Annotated in this window: 17 protein-coding genes; 5 read left to right on the top strand and 12 right to left on the bottom strand. The window is 44.6% G+C overall.

What is annotated here, in order from left to right; all coding sequences use genetic code 11:
- Positions 1–5 precede the first annotated feature (5 nt).
- The 4 genes from ACQEXP_RS17050 to ACQEXP_RS17035 all read right to left on the bottom strand — a co-directional run bounded on the left by ACQEXP_RS17050 (position 6) and on the right by ACQEXP_RS17035 (position 3,665).
- Entirely contained in the window at positions 6–665 is a 660-nt protein-coding gene (locus ACQEXP_RS17050; protein ID WP_269376389.1) for a response regulator transcription factor, read from the bottom strand.
- Positions 666–763: 98 nt separating this feature from the next.
- Complete coding sequence (locus ACQEXP_RS17045; protein WP_426971034.1) at positions 764–1,531, bottom strand: MBL fold metallo-hydrolase; 768 nt, start codon at positions 1,529–1,531, stop codon at positions 764–766.
- 175 nt (positions 1,532–1,706) lie between these two features.
- A complete protein-coding gene (locus ACQEXP_RS17040) occupies positions 1,707–2,669 on the bottom strand; it encodes a lactate/malate family dehydrogenase (protein ID WP_269376387.1) in 963 nt (320 codons plus the stop codon).
- 123 nt (positions 2,670–2,792) lie between these two features.
- The gene (locus tag ACQEXP_RS17035; protein WP_269376386.1) at positions 2,793–3,665 is read right to left on the bottom strand and encodes a DMT family transporter; all 873 of its coding nucleotides are present in this window, start codon (positions 3,663–3,665) and stop codon (positions 2,793–2,795) included.
- A 131-nt stretch (positions 3,666–3,796) separates the two neighbouring features.
- On the opposite strand from ACQEXP_RS17035, the gene ACQEXP_RS17030 reads away from it, so the two are divergent.
- The 3 genes from ACQEXP_RS17030 (at position 3,797) to ACQEXP_RS17020 (ending at position 6,458) form a co-directional block, all read left to right on the top strand.
- Positions 3,797–4,513 carry a glycerophosphodiester phosphodiesterase family protein gene (locus ACQEXP_RS17030; protein ID WP_426971033.1) on the top strand — a complete coding sequence of 239 codons (717 nt, stop codon included), beginning with the start codon at positions 3,797–3,799 and terminating at the stop codon, positions 4,511–4,513.
- Positions 4,514–4,768: 255 nt separating this feature from the next.
- Positions 4,769–5,164, top strand: coding sequence for a hypothetical protein (locus tag ACQEXP_RS17025; RefSeq protein WP_426971032.1), 396 nt, complete (start codon positions 4,769–4,771; stop codon positions 5,162–5,164).
- Positions 5,165–5,354: 190 nt separating this feature from the next.
- Positions 5,355–6,458 carry a phosphoribosylaminoimidazolesuccinocarboxamide synthase gene (locus ACQEXP_RS17020; protein ID WP_269376384.1) on the top strand — a complete coding sequence of 368 codons (1,104 nt, stop codon included), beginning with the start codon at positions 5,355–5,357 and terminating at the stop codon, positions 6,456–6,458.
- Positions 6,459–6,523: 65 nt separating this feature from the next.
- Here ACQEXP_RS17020 and ACQEXP_RS17015 read toward each other — a convergent pair whose 3' ends face one another.
- The gene (locus ACQEXP_RS17015) at positions 6,524–7,027 is read right to left on the bottom strand and encodes a hypothetical protein (RefSeq protein WP_426971031.1); all 504 of its coding nucleotides are present in this window, start codon (positions 7,025–7,027) and stop codon (positions 6,524–6,526) included.
- A gap of 133 nt (positions 7,028–7,160) precedes the next feature.
- Between ACQEXP_RS17015 and ACQEXP_RS17010 the strand changes: the two genes are divergently transcribed.
- The gene (locus tag ACQEXP_RS17010) at positions 7,161–8,075 is read left to right on the top strand and encodes a LysR family transcriptional regulator (protein WP_426971030.1); all 915 of its coding nucleotides are present in this window, start codon (positions 7,161–7,163) and stop codon (positions 8,073–8,075) included.
- Here ACQEXP_RS17010 and ACQEXP_RS17005 read toward each other — a convergent pair.
- Together ACQEXP_RS17005 and ACQEXP_RS17000 are read right to left on the bottom strand one after the other, a co-directional pair.
- On the bottom strand, positions 8,072–8,941 hold the full coding sequence (locus ACQEXP_RS17005; protein ID WP_426971029.1) for a YjjW family glycine radical enzyme activase: 870 nt from the start codon (positions 8,939–8,941) through the stop codon (positions 8,072–8,074). The two genes, ACQEXP_RS17010 and ACQEXP_RS17005, sit on opposite strands and share 4 nt — an antisense overlap.
- Before the next feature lie 16 nt (positions 8,942–8,957).
- Positions 8,958–10,496 (bottom strand): YjjI family glycine radical enzyme, encoded by a 1,539-nt coding sequence (locus tag ACQEXP_RS17000; protein ID WP_426971028.1) that lies wholly within the window; start codon positions 10,494–10,496, stop codon positions 8,958–8,960.
- Between the two features lie 397 nt (positions 10,497–10,893).
- Here ACQEXP_RS17000 and ACQEXP_RS16995 point away from each other — a divergent pair, with 397 nt between their 5' ends.
- A complete protein-coding gene (locus tag ACQEXP_RS16995) occupies positions 10,894–12,189 on the top strand; it encodes a hemolysin family protein (protein ID WP_426971027.1) in 1,296 nt (431 codons plus the stop codon).
- A gap of 244 nt (positions 12,190–12,433) precedes the next feature.
- Here the strand turns inward: ACQEXP_RS16995 and ACQEXP_RS16990 are convergent, their stop codons facing one another.
- The 5 genes from ACQEXP_RS16990 to ACQEXP_RS16970 all read right to left on the bottom strand — a co-directional run bounded on the left by ACQEXP_RS16990 (position 12,434) and on the right by ACQEXP_RS16970 (position 16,465).
- A complete protein-coding gene (locus ACQEXP_RS16990; protein WP_426971026.1) occupies positions 12,434–13,396 on the bottom strand; it encodes a transposase in 963 nt (320 codons plus the stop codon).
- Positions 13,397–13,537: 141 nt separating this feature from the next.
- Positions 13,538–13,927: a hypothetical protein gene (locus tag ACQEXP_RS16985; RefSeq protein ID WP_426971025.1), complete on the bottom strand. Its 390-nt coding sequence runs from the start codon at positions 13,925–13,927 to the stop codon at positions 13,538–13,540.
- Positions 13,927–14,133 (bottom strand): membrane protein insertion efficiency factor YidD, encoded by a 207-nt coding sequence (gene yidD / locus ACQEXP_RS16980; RefSeq protein ID WP_426971055.1) that lies wholly within the window; start codon positions 14,131–14,133, stop codon positions 13,927–13,929. The genes ACQEXP_RS16985 and yidD overlap by 1 nt, the downstream gene beginning before the upstream one ends.
- A gap of 20 nt (positions 14,134–14,153) precedes the next feature.
- Positions 14,154–14,369 (bottom strand): DUF4177 domain-containing protein, encoded by a 216-nt coding sequence (locus tag ACQEXP_RS16975; protein ID WP_269376376.1) that lies wholly within the window; start codon positions 14,367–14,369, stop codon positions 14,154–14,156.
- Positions 14,370–14,581: 212 nt separating this feature from the next.
- Positions 14,582–16,465, bottom strand: coding sequence for a methyl-accepting chemotaxis protein (locus ACQEXP_RS16970; protein WP_426971024.1), 1,884 nt, complete (start codon positions 16,463–16,465; stop codon positions 14,582–14,584).
- Positions 16,466–16,615: the final 150 nt, after the last annotated feature.

Raw genomic sequence — 16,615 nt, 5'->3', positions numbered from 1 at the left:
GGCCATTAGCCTACATTGGCGTTGAAGCTATATCCTTTGCCTCTCACCGTCTTTATATGTTGTTTTGAGAGTCCGGCTTCAACAAACTTACGTCTCAAGTTACTGATGTGCATGTCTAAGTTTCGATCGTATGGGCTGAGTTCTTTTTTCAGCACTTGGATCTGCAGTTCTGCTTTAGACACAACCACACCTTCATTCTTTATCAGATAGCCGAGTAAATCAGCCTCGGTACCAGTCAAAGGCAACTGTGAAGAATCAAACGAACCTTGAGACTCACAACTATTGGCTTGTCTTTGTTTCTCTAGACCCACACGTCGGAATATCGCTTTGATCCGAGTCAGTAATTCGGGAACCTTGAACGGCTTAGCGATATATTGATCCGCGCCAGACTGGTAGCCATCAAGTATCGATTCTTCATCATTGAGAGCCGTCAGCATTAGAATAGGAGTCGCAAAGCGCTGGCAGATTTTTCGCGCGACTTGCATTCCATTGAGTTTAGGCAGCATAACATCAAGTAAAACCAGATCTACGGCCTTCTTTTCTAGGTATTTAAGTGCGCTCTCACCGCAGTGGACGCATTCAACGAGGTAACCTTCAGCTTCCAGAACATCAGACAGCAAGTGGCACAGTTCGATATCATCATCGACAACTAAAATTCGCGACATGAGAATAGCAGTACAATTGAAAAGGGTTCGCATTCTAAACTAAGGCCATATTGAAGACAATGCCACTTAGTTGCGAAGTGCTGTGCGAATCGTCGGATCTAACGCTTACTCAAGTTCAAGGCTGACGAGAAGAGACTCCTCAGCTTAATTTTGGTCGTGCGCCAATGCGTCGTTGGCGTTCTCGGTGCCGTGCTCAGTAAGTGCTGATAGACAGACTCAGTAAATTCGACCTGCCCTCCATGCGCAACCAGCAATACTTTCGGCTGGAGGTTGTAGATACGCTTAATCGAAGCCCGATATTTATTTGGATGGAAGACAGGAAACGGTGAGATAAGGTGTTTTTTGACTTCAACCATCAGATCGGCGACATACAAAATTCCTTTCTCTTGGTGATGCAGCGAAAGGTCTCTATCGGTGTGCCCGGGTGTTTCGAGCACGGTCCAATCTTCAAAACCAGGAATCATTTCACCATCTGAAAGCTCAATATCGGCGAACAGCTTTCGTGAATACCACAAATTTCTCCGCGGTTTGTTTTTACGTTGCGCAACCCAACGCGCCAGCATGATATCGGTCAAGTGCATTGCAAATCCGCTCACCCCGCCATACCAATGATGATCTCGTTTCGCCGAAACTATCTTACACCCTGTAATCGATCGAAGCTTATGCGCTGCGCCCGCATGGTCTGGGTGCATGTGCGTCACTACCACTGCGGCTAAATCACTAAACGGGCGCTGCAACTCATGAGTAATAAAATGTTTGAGATACGAAATATCAGCTCTCGATGCACCATCTAGCAACATCAGCTTTTTTTCATACTCCACCAGATAAATTTTTTGGATATAGCCATCTAAAGCATGGATCTTCATAGTCGTCGAACATTTAACATTGCATTTACATTCAACTTATCAGGCTTATCACTATTGCAAAGAGCATTAGCTCTAATATGTGACATCACAGATGCCTTTGACCAACAAATTAGAGCGATACAAACACAAAAGCGCGGCATTCACGCCGCGCTCTCATATCAATTCTCTTGACTCACTATGCTTTGCTGATTGATAAGCCAGTAATCTTAGCCACCTGCTCAACGACGGTATTCACTTGCTGGGCAATCTGCTTGAGTGTCTCCATCTCCTCGTCACTAAACGGATGCTGCAAGATCGCTTCTGCACCATTTTTACCCACTACCGTTGGCAAACTCAGCACGACGTCTTTCAAGCCATATTCTCCCTTGAGTAAGGTAGCAACAGGCAAGACAGAGCGTTCGTCAATCATCAATGCTTGTATGATTCGAAATACGCTGGCGGAGATACCGTGAGTGGTATTTTGCTTACGTTTGAAAATCTCATACCCTGCCTGCTTGACCGACTCGAGCAGTTCATCAGCACAGATCCGCTCAATATGGTGGGTATCACAATAGTAATCCGCGGGCTGACCAGCGATAGAAATGAGACTTTTGGGTGTAAAGCAGTGGCTACCATGCTCACCCAGCACATAGCCAAATACGTTCTTGGGATCGAGATTGACACGATTACCGACAATACTCATCAAACGGGCGGTATCGATAACGCAGCCACTACTGATCACTTTAGAGCGCGGGAAATGGGTATTAGTGGCGATAAAGTGAGCCACAACATCACATGGATTACTGACCACAATTAAAGTTGCATTAGGCGCTACACGTTCTACTTCTTTGGCAATTTCAACACCAATGCGAGTATTGATTTCAGCCAGATCGATACGTGTTTGTCCTTGCTTGATCTGTGCACCTGCGGTAATCACGACGATATCAGCGCCAATCAGGTTCAGATAGTTATCCGTTGGGACTAAATGGGTGTTTTTTGAAAACGTCAAAGCGGCTGTGTGCCTAAAGTCAAAGACCTCGCCTTCTGCGCGTTGTAAGTCTTTATCCAGTAGTACAAGCTCACTGATACTTCCTAGTGTCAGAAGGTAGTTACATACACCTACCCCTACAGAACCAGCACCAATCACACCGATTTTCATTTATCTTTCCTTGTTAGATCTGTCCTATAACTTTGGATTGTACTAACAATTTCATCAATGATGCTAATTTAATTTTATCTATGAAATAAATATCAGATGTTTAATCTAAATATCGCACAAAGACTAGACACGTCTCTTAAACAGACGCCCATCTGTGCGATAGAATATCAGCGACGTTAAGATCAGCGCACAGCCGATCAACTTATTCCCTGACAACTGCTCACCATACCAAACAATACTGAGCACCACTGTCCAGATTGGCTCAAAGAGCATGATCAACGCCGCGTTGGCTGGATTACAACCTTTCTGACCTAACGTTTGCATCACGTATCTCAAACTGGTTGCTAACAAGGCACTCAATGCAAACCATCCCCAAATGGAAGTGTCCACGCTTTCAGGGAAAGTTTCGAACATCATCGACATAAGCAGTGCAATCACACCAGTAACAAATAGCTGGATACAGGTCAGCAACAACACCGGCACTTTTCGGGCAAGCTTACTGTTAACGTTGAAATGCAGCGCAAGTAAACACGCATTGGCCAAAAACCAAAGCTGGCCCGCAGAGCTATTCCAGCCATTGGTTAACGACAACATTGCCAAGCCAGCGACTGCTATCGGCATAGAAATCCAAAATGCTCGTTTCGGTCTATCTTGGTAAAGAATCCAAGCGATAATAGGAACAATAATCATCGATAGACTGACGATAAACGCCCCTTCGCCCAACGTCTCACTAATTGAAATTGCATAGACCCAACTCAGCAACGCGAAAGACAGAATCACCCCTCCTCCAACCGCCTGCCCAATAAGAGCAAGCGTCAATTGGCGAAAACGCTTAATGCATAGAGGAAGTAAGCAAACCGAAGCGACGAGAAAACGCAAGCCAACGAATCCAAAAGGCGGCAAACCTTGAATCGTTTCTTTTGAAAAAATCCACCCCAGCCCTGCGAGTGCTGTTGTTGCAAATAGTATCCAGCCAGCTTTGTTTTCAGCGTTCAAATTAAAGTTCTCTTTCTCGTTATTATCGTTTTGATAGTGTCAGATTTATTGAACAGAAGCTATTAATTATCTACTCATCTTCACCACTTCATACTAAGCTATCACTCTGAACTATTTGAGGATTATTCGATATGATCATTGTTGGACACCGAGGTGTCGCCGGACATTTCCCGGAAAATACACGTTGCAGTGTTGAAGCTGCCATAGCGCTTGGTTTGAAATGGGTAGAAGTCGATATTCAACCCACCAAAGATAACCAGCTTGTTGTCTGTCATGACCACACCATCAACCGTTGCAGTAACGGTCGTGGCCGCGTTGATCGCTATACGTTGGATGAACTCAAACAATTTGATTTTGGACGTTGGTTTGACCGCAAGTTTGCCAACCAGTCAATTATGACACTCAATGAGCTGCTCAATTTAGCTGTAGAGAACAAGCTTAAGCTTAATTTGGAGGTCAAAATCGATCGCCACGATCCAATGCTAGTGTGTCAGCTCCTCGCTAAAGAACTAGGCAACAGCCAAGCCATAACTGAAGACATTGTCCTATCGAGCTTTAACCACGACATTATTCGTTGTCTGCACCAACTTATTCCCGATTACAGACTCGCTGTATTGTGTGATCGAGTGACGACGAAAGTGGAACGTTTACTTAAGCAAGTCTCTGCTTTTAGCTGCAACGTTAACTATAAGTTCCTTAGCAACAGCAAAATCTATCGGCTCCAAGCAGAGGGATATCAGGTGTGGAGCTATACCGTCAACAATCCAAAATCTTTGCGTCATCTGTCGAACCTCGACGCCATTTTTAGCGACTTTCCTCAACGCTTTCTCGCGCATAACCCTCAGTAGTGACCTGTACAGTGTTATCCACCACCACTGGATAACACTCTCTATGTGAGTGCGTCAGCTCACAATTTTCATTTTAGCCCTCACGCCAAACAGCATTTCAAAAATCATACAAAACCATTAAATATCAAATATATAAGAACAAACCACCATCTATTACCTTGGTTTTATCGTATAAAAATCCCACAAAAATGCTTGCTTCTTCTTTGGATTAAAACTACTGTATAACCATACAGCATGTATAAAGGAACAGTAATTATGATTCAGGCACAAACTCAGACTCCAGCGTTTTCAAAATATAATGTTCTTGCTCAACCGACTCAGCCGATGAACATCGATGACACGACGTTAAATCGCCTAGCGGGTCTTTCCAATCAAAAGCAATGGATTCTGTTTACTGCTGAGTGCCCTCGCCCGAATTATGATCAGTTCGCTTCTTGCCATGTAAGCTGCAAAAAGATTATTCAGATGAAACCTTCACAGACTCAGTCTGAATTCGAAATCGTCATTAAGGCGATCCAATCCGGTAATGCCAGTGCTGTCGTTGCCTCTAACAATCTTTCTACTGTTGAGCAAAGCCTACTTTGTGAACATGCTCGTCAGTATCAATGTGAAGTCTTCTTCGTCGAAGGAAGAGTGAACCAATTTCACTAATCAACACTGCCAATCGCCCCTCTCTGAGGGGTTGTTTTTTGTTAATCTCAACTCATTTTGCTTTCAACATAAAAAAATAAGCAAACGTTTGCTTTTTCTCTGGCAGCACAGAATAGTTCTGGTATGATGCGTTGGAAATCGGCTGTCGCGAATGGCAGTCGCCCACCTTGCTAAAGATAGGAATGTCGAAATGAGTCTCGCTGATCAAGTTCTTGCCGTAAACGATGATCTCCCAATTCGTACTGATAAACCCGTTCACAGTGGCAAAGTCCGTTCAGTCTATTGGCTGACGGAAGAAGACAGTAAACGCCTTATTAAAGAGAAAGGCTACGATGTTGCCCCAGATGCACCACTGGCTATCATGGTGATCAGTGACCGTATTTCTGCTTTTGATTGTATCTGGCATGCTGAAGGTGGATTAAAAGGTGTTCCTGGTAAAGGAGCGGCTCTCAACGCTATCTCCAACCACTGGTTTAAGTTGTTTAAAGACAACGGTCTTGCTGATAGCCATATTCTAGATATTCCGCACCCATTTGTTTGGATTGTCCAAAAAGCCAAACCCATCATGATTGAGGCGATCTGTCGCCAATATATCACTGGCTCAATGTGGCGTGCATACGAAAAAGGCGAGCGCGAATTCTGTGGAATTCAACTACCAGAAGGGCTTGAGAAAGATAAGCCGCTTCCTGAGTTGCTGATGACACCGTCAACAAAAGGCATTCTTAAAGGCATCGCAGGTGTACCTGAAGCTGACGATGTTAATATTACTCGTAAAAATATCGAAGATAACTTCGCTGCCTTTAACTTCTCTAAAGCCGAAGACATCGCACTTTACGAAAAATTACTTCGTGAAGGTTTCGTGGTTATCAGTAATGCACTTGCCGAAGTCGATCAGATTTTTGTCGACACTAAATTTGAATTTGGCTACGTGACTGACGCAGCAGGTAACGAAAAGCTGATATACATGGATGAAGTTGGTACACCCGATTCATCACGAATTTGGGATGAGGAAGAGTACAATCAGGGGCGAATCGTCGAGAACTCGAAAGAAGGTTTCCGCCAATTCCTACTTAATTACTTCCCAGACCCAGACATTTTGCTCAACAAAGAGCGAATGGATGAACGTGAGGCTTTGGCTCGTGACAATGCGTTACCATTAGAATCACTGCTTGATATTTCAACGACTTATCTAAGCATTGCCGCTAAAATTACTGGCCAAGAAATCAAACTAAGTGACAATCCAAAGCAGGAAATCATCGATATCCTTTCTCGCGATTACGGACTGATCGACTAGGTAAGCCATCATACGCAAAAGCCCCGCTCAACAATGAGCGGGGCTTTTTGATCTCAGCTCAAACACTATTTGTCTTTGCCTTTGTCACCTTTATCTTTACCGCCTTTATCTTTGCCACCCTTATCTTTACCACTATTGTGGTTGCCCTTATCGCCACTTTTTCCTTTACCAGATGTTGGGCTCGCTTCTTCTGACTCATCGTCGCTGCCTTTCAGCGTTCCCGTCCCATTTCCAGGGTTAGAGTACTTAGCGTGAGCATTTAGCTCTTCTTGGGTGACAAACCCATCCTTGTCTTTATCAAACGATGCAAAGGCACTGAGTTTGTTTCTACCATCAGTACCGTCATCTTCAGATTCCTCTTCTTCAACCTCATCATCATCTCGAGTTCCACGGTACTGGTTAAATTCTTCTGCCGACACTTTGCCATCACCGTCTGTGTCCATCACACTCAGCTCTGGAGGTGTTTTGGTGCGATTGTTATCATCGCCGTTTTCAACCTCTTCTTCGGCAAGAAGATTAAAACTTACCAGTGTCACTAATATCACTAACCACTTTAGTCCTTTAAACATGCCTCTCTCTCCTCTGCACTTCCCTGTTAACATTTTAGTTTACTGATACTATTGTGCATGATTTTCTTACTTCCCTATCAATTGGCATCATTAAGCGTTATAACTAGCCACTCGCGTCAGTAACGGTAATAAAATGGACTACATCGCGCTCTCCCGCATCAGCTTAAAACACCTTACGGTTTTGCATGTTCTTCTCAGCACACACAGCGTCACTAGCGCTGCAAATGTTCTTTGCGTCACCCCGTCAAGCGTAAGCAAAACATTAAGCCAATTAAGAACGCAGCTGAACGATGACCTTTTCTACCGTGACGGTGGTCATTTAGTTCCTACCCCATTCGCATTAAGCATTGCCGTTGAGATCCATAAAATTCTCTCCAGCATGAACGGAATTCTTCATCAGGGAGAGTTTCAGCCACAAGAGTTTGAAGGGACACTGTCGCTCTCAATGCGCGAAAGTACCTTTGAATTGTTCGCAGCTAAAATTGCCAAAATTTCCTGCCAGTTAACACGGACACGCGGTATTCAAGTCTTCGCCAAAGAGCAGCTTAGCTTCGAAGCACTTAACCGTGGCCAAGTGGATTTCATGATTCTACCGCACGACACCAGTCAGCCACCGACTCGCAGTAGAGAATTGATGTGGCAGCAAATCGCCTCGGATGAGATGGTCTGTTTGATGAGCGCCGATCACCCTCTCACTGACAAATCGCTCTCGATCGATGATTACCTCACTTATCAGCATATCGGGATATTGGATAAAGACTTATCTGAGCCCTATTTTGAACAGAATCTTACTCAGCAACACGGCTCACGGAAAATCGCCGTTTCAGTCGCTGATTTTGGTGCCGCCGCCGTGTTATGCCACCATACAGACTACCTACTTACATGCTCAAAAATGTGGGCAGAAAAAGCCTTACAAGCGCAGAGCTTAGTAACTAAACCTCTACCCTTCGAGTACGGCAAAGTTGCTTATAGCCTAGTTTGGAATCAAGCAAGCTTAAATGATCCAGCGTTAAATTGGCTTCATAGCCAGCTAATCAGTGGGGATTAGGTATAAACCGTCGGTAGTGTAATTGACTGAGTAATCTTGCCTGCTAGCCGTTGATGAAAGCGAGTCATCTCTGATTGAGAACATTTCTCCCAACTGAGCGCTTCGCCCACTACACCGTGATGCTGAAAAGCGTTGAGACGGATAACGACGTCATCGGGCAGCAAGTTAATCAGCCTAGTGACATCGTTCAGCTCGCTATCGAGATCACTCTTGCCGGGTATGTGAAGTAAACGTAGTTCGTATAATTTTCCGATACTGGCGAGATACTTTATCGATGCAATCACCCTGTGATTTGACCGACCGACTAGCCACTGGTGGGTCTCATGCTGCCAGGCCTTTAGGTCGATCATCACCCCATCCAGCCAAGGCTCCACACGCTGCCACCCAGATTCATTGAGGTAACCATTACTATCAATAAAGCACGTCAGGTGCGTCAGCTCAGGATCCGATTTCACCCGCTCAAACAGTTGTGCAATAAAAGGCAGTTGCAGAGTCGCCTCTCCTCCCGATATCGTAATGCCGCTAATGAAGTAACGCTGCTGCTTGATTATCTCAACCACTTCAGTGACGCTGTAACTGTAAATTTTGGGACTCGATTTATGGGGACACACATCAATACAGTGATCGCAGTGAGTGCATAATGATTCATCCCACACCACCTTGTTACCCTGATCATTAGCGAGAGCTTGAGTTGGGCAGCCCGACACACAATCACCACAATGGTTGCAGTGATTGATGGTATGCGGATTGTGACAGTTTTTGCAGTTGAAGTTGCATCCTTGAAGAAAGATGACCAGGCGGTTGCCCGGTCCATCTACACAAGAAAAATTCAAGATACGACTGATAAGAGCGTATTTCTCATCCATACGTTAGAACATCTCATTAATAGGTCGGTGTTGTTTCCATGCTGACAACACGAGGAGCTCTATCTAGAATGCCAGTGTTCTTTGCCGCTTCAGCGCCTAAAAAGGTGGTGTTTGTTCGCGAGCCCTTCTCTGCGAATTTATTGATGTCCGACAGTTTGACCATATATCCCGTCACACGAACCAGATCGTTTGATGCCACGTTCGCGGTAAATTCTCTATAACCTAGATTTAATGCCCCTTTACATAGGTTAAACATCGCCTCTGGGTTGGATTTTACCGTTTCATCAATGGTCAAAATATCACTGATACCTGATGTGTAGTATTGATGTTGCCGTGCCGTCGCTTGAACATAGCTAACAGGGTCAGGCTCTGTTCCGTAAGGGATTCGAACGCCGGGCGTAACCTGATGATCAAGACTAATACCACCTTGCGCGTGCAACAATGCTTTCCCTTCAAGACCATATTTGACTGGTAAGCTATCTACCAAGTGTGCGAGTTTGGCGGAAATCTCTACAGCAAGATCATTTGCACTTTGGTCATGACCATACTTTGCAACCATCCCCTCTTTTTCTAACAGGATGGTGACCGCTTCTGCCATACCATAGATTCCGAACATAGGTGCAAAACGATCTTCATGAATCAAACCTTCAGTAGTGAGAAATCCACTGAAAAAATTCGATTTTTCATGTAGATGACTGCTACGAGCATCCATTAACTCAACCATAAGTTGGCTATAGCGAGGCAGTACTTGAGTCAGAAAATCTTCACGGTTAGCTGCCTGAGTAGCAACTTGTTTCAAGTTCATTCGCACCAAGGTATTAGAGCCACCTGCGAGTGGTAGTGAGTTATAGCAGCTAACGATACCAAATTGCTTATCGCCGTACGCAGCAGCATGAATCGGATAGTTTGCAATATGTGGCTTACTGCACTCACAGATATTAGTTGTCGCCTGTCTTAGTAGGTCGTCTGGCGTCACTTTAGGGTCATACATAAACGTCAGGTTCGGCGCGATCTGTTTAAGCTCGGCGTCAATCTGCAAAATAGTACGACAGATGATATTGTCAGTTGGGCCAATATTTACGTGCATAAAGGCATCTGGCAACGTTCTATCTAACATTATCCAGAAACGTTTTAGCTTTGAGTACACTTGCTGTGGGTCTAGATCACCAACGTACGGCAACAACACATCGTCCAACTGACCAAGATAAACAGGAATATTGGTCACTGAAGGCACATGATGATAAACAATAGTGAGTAGGTTTAGCGCATCATCAAAGTCGCGTGCAGGTTCTAGCTCTAGATATTGTGAACCCTGTTGGAGGAACTTGGCGTAATCGGGTAGTACATAGCGAGGTTTGAACGGAGCATGCCCTTCAAACATGTCACACAATGCCCCCTCTTTCATTGCTTCTCTTACTTGCTGCGAGATTTCCATATAAGGCAAGCTCGCTTCGGCCTCAAGCGCAAGAAACTGGTTTTTCTGTTTAGGGGAAAGCGTCGCATCTGTGACTATATTGTAGATACGTGTTTGGAACTCATTATAGCTATCTGACATGTTAGCAAATCCTTATTGTTTTTAAGGATTTTATCTCAATCGGTTGAATGTCCACTATTGAAACTACGTTTAACACATATTTCCATTTTGGAAATTAAGGTAAGTAACACGCCTCAATTGAACTTCCGTACTCGTCATCCCCTCAGAATATAGAACCAGATTATCATTACTCAATTTTGCGACAGTTTTGATCATAGACGGATGCGTCATTGTATCCAAATAGGAGGTTTTATGCGGAGTTCTCGGGCTCCACCAGCATTAACTGCTGTTGGATAAGTCTATGTGGATAACGCACTGAGTTGCCTATCGTCACGACAAAATGAATTCGTGGAAGTTTTCTCAATCTCGTAGTCAGTTGTGGCTAGAATGGCGCAACCTTTCTATTCGGATAGCCTCCATGAGTCTACTTGAAAACCTTTCCATTATTATGGCGCTGATCTTAATCAGCTGTTTTTTTTCGATGTCAGAAATCTCTTTGGCCGCAGCGCGAAAAATTCGCTTGCGCCAACTTGCGGACGATGGCGATCATCGAGCCACTTTGATCCTTGGCCTACAAACGCACCCAGGTAACTTCTTTACCGTGGTGCAAATTGGCTTGAACGCCGTTGCCATCATGGGCGGCATCGTCGGTGAATCAGCGTTCACCCCCTATATCGCTGCCATGCTGAGCAGTTGGGTCCCTGCTGCGTGGATCGCACAGACCAGCTTTGTGCTCTCTTTTACTTTAGTCACCAGTCTGTTTATTTTATTTGCCGATCTGATGCCTAAACGTATCGCTATGGCGATGCCAGAAACCGTTGCTTTAACCCTAGTAAAGCCGCTATTGGTGTGCATTCTAATCCTCAAGCCTATCGTATTGGTCTTTAACGGATTGGCGACACTGATTTTTCGCTTGTTACGCGTTCCCGCGGAGCGCAATGACGACATCACCAGTGATGATATCTATGCGGTTATGGATGCAGGTGCAGAAGCGGGCGTACTCGATACCAATGAGCAACAGATGATGGAAAGCGTGTTCCAGATGCAATCCATTCCTGTTACTTCAGCTATGACGCCACGCGAAAGCATCGCATTTCTCTCTCTTGATGACGATGAAACCATGCTCAAACGTAAAATAGCCGAAAACCCCCATCACAAGTTCCTTGTTTGCGATGGACAACTTGATGCGATTAAGGGCTTCGTCAATTCAACTGAGCTGTTGATTCGCCTCATTAACGAGCAAACTTTGGACTTAAAAAGCAGCAGCGTGGTGCAAACCTGTCCTATCATCCCAGATACGTTGAGCTTATCCGAAGCATTGGATTACTTTAAAACCAATCGCGTCGACTTCTCGGTGGTGATGAACGAATACGCGTTAGTGCTTGGCGTCGTGACGTTTAATGATTTACAAAGCGCAGTAATGGGCAGTTGGGTGTTGGCCGAAGGTGAAGAGCAAATTGTCGCTCGCGATGAGCACTCTTGGCTGGTCGATGGCGTAACGCCTATCACCGATGTGATGCGCACGCTACAAATTGACGAATTACCACACTCTCAAAACTACGAAACCATCGCTGGTTTTATGATGTTTATGCTGAAAAAAATTCCTCGTCGTACCGATTCGGTCACCTTCTCTGGCTACAAATTTGAGGTCGTAGACATTGATGACTATAAAGTAGACCAACTGCTGGTCACTCGTGTGGAACAGAATAGTTAAGGGGACACACACCAAGTAGGAAGTTAAGGGGACAGGCACCTTTAAATAACACTAATACCCTTGCCACAATTTAGCGGTAGCAACGGTATCAGTTTACCCAGCAGAGAAAAGAATGACGTTCTGTGAGCCACTGTGGACGTGAATGAGCCTATAGAGGCTTCTTTGAAAAACGAGGGACTCACCAAACTCACTTTTGTGGTTTGGTGTGGGTTTCTAGCTTGAGATTTAATGGTTGGCTAATAGTTTAACTATCCAGCCGAAGTAAGTTGATTCGCTTTCGTTTCATCAGCTGTTTGGCAATCGCCGCACTTTGTGTACAACCTACTGTTGTGCATCGCAGACGCTCTAATTGAGTACAACTCTCAAGCCAGTTTACTTGATTGATCTTAAGCCTTTGCAATATTGGTAGCGTATCTTCATGTAAATTCGCTTTACCTTCTCGGTATTGACGTGCTGTCCAATCGACTAGCTCGAAGTAATCCATTAGCCTAAAAGGAATTCCATCAAGTTGATGGTTATTGTCATTCCCAACAAACGGGTGAAGACAAGGTGCCGTCTCTTGCTGATTGTTTAGTGCCTCAACCCTCGCTTTAATTGAGGTGTAATCGGAGGTTTCTGGTGTTTGGGCGATTCCCGCTCTTAGTGGATTTAAATCGACATACGTCATAGCCGCAGCGAGCGCCTGTTCATCAAGTAGAGCCTGGCTTTTGAAGCGGCTTTCCCAGAAATGTCCTTTGCATTGGTCTTCTTTGTTGGCTTGGCAAGCAATCTCAAAATTAAGCTCTTTCATAAACCAACTTAGGCTCCATAGTCGCTCACGCCAAGATTCGATAATCGCTGAGCACACTTCAAGCTCGGCCTTGCTAGTGAGCTGCCCTTCCAACCATCGCGATACGATATTGGGCAGTTTGTGCGCTTGCTGCCAACGCTCCACCACCTCATAAGCCGATAGATTTAGGGCTTTATTTCGATTGATATGTAAGACCAAATGGTAGTGGTTACTCATGATGGCGTAGGCGCAGATGTCAATGCAGTAAAGTTGCGAGAGCGCCATCATTTTTCGCTTCACCCATGCTCTACGGTGCTCATAATTTTGCTGGGTAATGGGATCTGTTCCACACAGAAAACTACGCCTGACACAGCGAGAGACGCAGTGATAATAAGGTGTGGCATCAACACAGATCTGTTGGCTTCTCGCAGTTGTCATCTTTACGCCCCTTTAGTGAGTAATTCAATGAGGTTAAGAATGCCAACAAAAATCGGCAACCCGCATGAGCTGAACCTTTGGCGTAAGTATCAACAACTCACTCTTACTTCATCCTTTATGGCGTGTGTCCTTTTCTTTTTTCTAGTTTCGTCTGACATCGTTAAAAATTTCACAAGACAATTTATAGTTGTGTTGTCTTGCTATTTTTTGAGAAAAGAATAATTGTGGTAATTCATAGATGACTAACAATCCGAGAATTAGAAGTGCACTAGTGTGACCTAGAACAAGACCAGCAATGCTTACGAATAACAGCGTTAGCTCCAATGCAAATAATGAATACTTGCCTAAATAGCAGTGATGAAAACCACCGAGGAAAAACCAGTTCAATGTGGCATAGGTGTCGGGGTCTTTGAGTTGTTTGGACTGGCGATGATAGAATTCTTTTTTCTGAGCGTCAGGTAATGAGTTCACCTGTTTTCTTAATAGTTCTTCGTTTACTTCTAGCTTCTCAATGGGTTCAAATAAGCGCATTACGGCACCTCATCATATATTTTTTCAATAAGGTCAGGTTGGTTACAACGCTTAATCCTCGCCAAACCAAGCTTCCAACCTTTTATTGCCCCATACTTCGCAATACATTGTTTTGTGTATTCTGAGCAAGTAGGCTCAAAATTACATTCAATGTTCAAAAGCTGCTTTGATCCACCGCTAACTTGGTAGCGATGAATCAATTTCAAAGAGATGTACTTAAGCAAGCTTAGCGACCCAGAGTAATGATCACAGCTTCTCGTTTCCAAAACAGCATAAAACGTTTCTGTTCAACGATTTGGAACACTACTTGCCAGCCCTCTTGTGCATATTTGTTAAGCTCCGCTTCCATCTTCTGTACAGGTAGACCGCTAGCCCCAAGTAAGACTGTACCGCAACCACCTTCAACAATGTGAACCACTTTATATTCTGTAAATTTTGTCATTTTATAGCCAACTAATTGAATAAAAACAGCATGTTACAATAACGCACTAAATGCATCAAGGTGAATATTGAAAATATGCGCTATGAATTTCGTTAAAGCCGTTAAAGAGCGTTGAAGGGAGCGTTGAAGGGACACACACCATCTATAAAAAGACCCCCAATGTTTTTAGTCAACAATTGGGGGTCATAACAAGTTTATAGTGCTTGGGTCACTTAGAGTTTAAAGCGCTGGATTTCTTGCTCAAGTTCGTTAGACAACTCAGATAGTTGAGCTGCTTGAGATGCTGCATCATGCGCTTCGTCAGCGAGTTCGTTAGAAACATCACGGATACCGACGGTATTACGAGTAATCTCAGACGTCACAGACGCTTGCTCTTCCGCAGCAGAAGCGATTTGAGTCGCCATATCACTGATACGTTCAACCGCCGTTTGAATTTGTGTCAAACTCACCGCAGCAGAGTCTGCATCGCTCACACTGGTATCGGCTAGTTGGCGACTGTCGCCCATAATACCGACGGCTTTACCTGTCGTGTTTTGCAGAGTTTCAATCATTTGCTGAATCTCTTTGGTCGACGCATGTGTACGCTGGCTCAGTACTCGAACTTCATCGGCTACCACCGCAAAACCACGACCTTGTTCACCAGCACGCGCCGCTTCGATTGCTGCGTTCAATGCTAATAAGTTGGTTTGTTCTGCAATGTCTTGAATCGTCGACAAGATGGTGCTGATGCTGTGTCCGTGTTGCTCCAATTCTTGAATAACTTCTGTCGCGACACTCACTTCTGTGGCTAGATTTTGAATAGAGCCTTGAGTTTGAACGACTTGCTCTCCACCGTGGATACAAGCGGTTACAGCCTCGCTAGAGTTTTGCGCTGTGTGATCGGCATTGCCTGCGATCTCTTGGGTTGCGGCTGCCATCTCATTGATCGCGGTCGCGACCATATTGATTTCATCTTGTTGTAGTCGGATACGAGCACTACGTTCTTCAGCTTGCATCGCTGTCTGCTTAGACTGTTCTGAAAGTGAAGCGGAAACCACACTTAGCTTAGATACCATCGCATGCATGTTTCCAACAAAGATGTTGAAGTTATTCGCTAACTGCCCCACTTCATCATCGCTGCGTGGTTCAAGACGTTGAGTCAAGTCGCCTTCACCCGACGCGATCTCTTCCAGAGCTTTTGAAACACGCACCAAATCATTGAACAAGTAACTAACTAGCCATGAAACAAGTGCAATCACAATTAAGGTGATAACCACAGCCGTGATGATCAAACTTTGTAGCAACTCCGTCAGTGCCGCTTCTTCCGTTGCACGGTCCATCTCAATCGCAAAGATCCACTGAGTGTCTGGCACCTTAGTAAAAAAGTAGAGCTTCTCTTGACCATTACGCTCAAGCGTTGCTACTGAACCTGTATTAGCATGCTCTTCGATCTCACGCAAAGTTAGTTGTTTAGAAAGAGTGGTCGTTGGCTTTAAAGAGAATGATTTGTCAGGGTGAGCTAAGAATGTGCCATCTTGAGCATCAATCAACATTGCGTATGCGTTCTTACCAGCATCCAAGTTGATGACGTCATTTATTAACTGGTCGATAAGTACATCAGCACCAACCACACCAACAAACTGCCCATTGGCACGAATTGGTTCAGCGATGGTTACTAGTAACGCATTGGTGATTGCGTCGGTGTAGGCTGTGGTAATGATCTGTTTGCCCGCGTTACTCGCATCGATATACCAAGGACGAACACGTGGATCGTAATCAGCACGATTACGTTCAGGGTGTGAGCGGTACATCCCGCCTTCTGGCGTACCAAGGAAAATGTCATCAAAACCACCCGCTTTACGTGCTTGCTGCAGGAACGGAACCACATCGGCTTCACGGCTGTAGTCATTGAATGCACTGGCAATATCTTTACGGATCGAGATCCAGTCTGAAATGCCTTCAGATGCCGCATTTGCTAAGCTTTCTGCGCGTGCATTAACACCATTACGTGTTTGTTTTGATAGTTGATCGGCGGATAGCCACGTCAAAGCGCTTGCCATCAGCACAACGGCGACTAAACTCGCGCCGATGAGTTTTTGTTTTAATGATAGTTTCATGGTTTCTATACAATTAGTGGAACAGACAGGAAGAGAATTTTATCGGCAATTTCTTACGCTTGCACTAATTAATGTCAGTATCTTGATCGAAGATAACGTATTGTTATCTCGAAATTTTAATAAACGTATGACGGTATATTTGCGCATGTC

It is taken from the genome of Vibrio sp. TRT 1302 (assembly GCF_050113875.1).
Classification (GTDB): Bacteria; Pseudomonadota; Gammaproteobacteria; order Enterobacterales; family Vibrionaceae; genus Vibrio.
The sequence above is the reverse complement of the archived record's forward strand: the minus strand, read 5'-3'. Positions and strand labels throughout refer to the sequence as shown.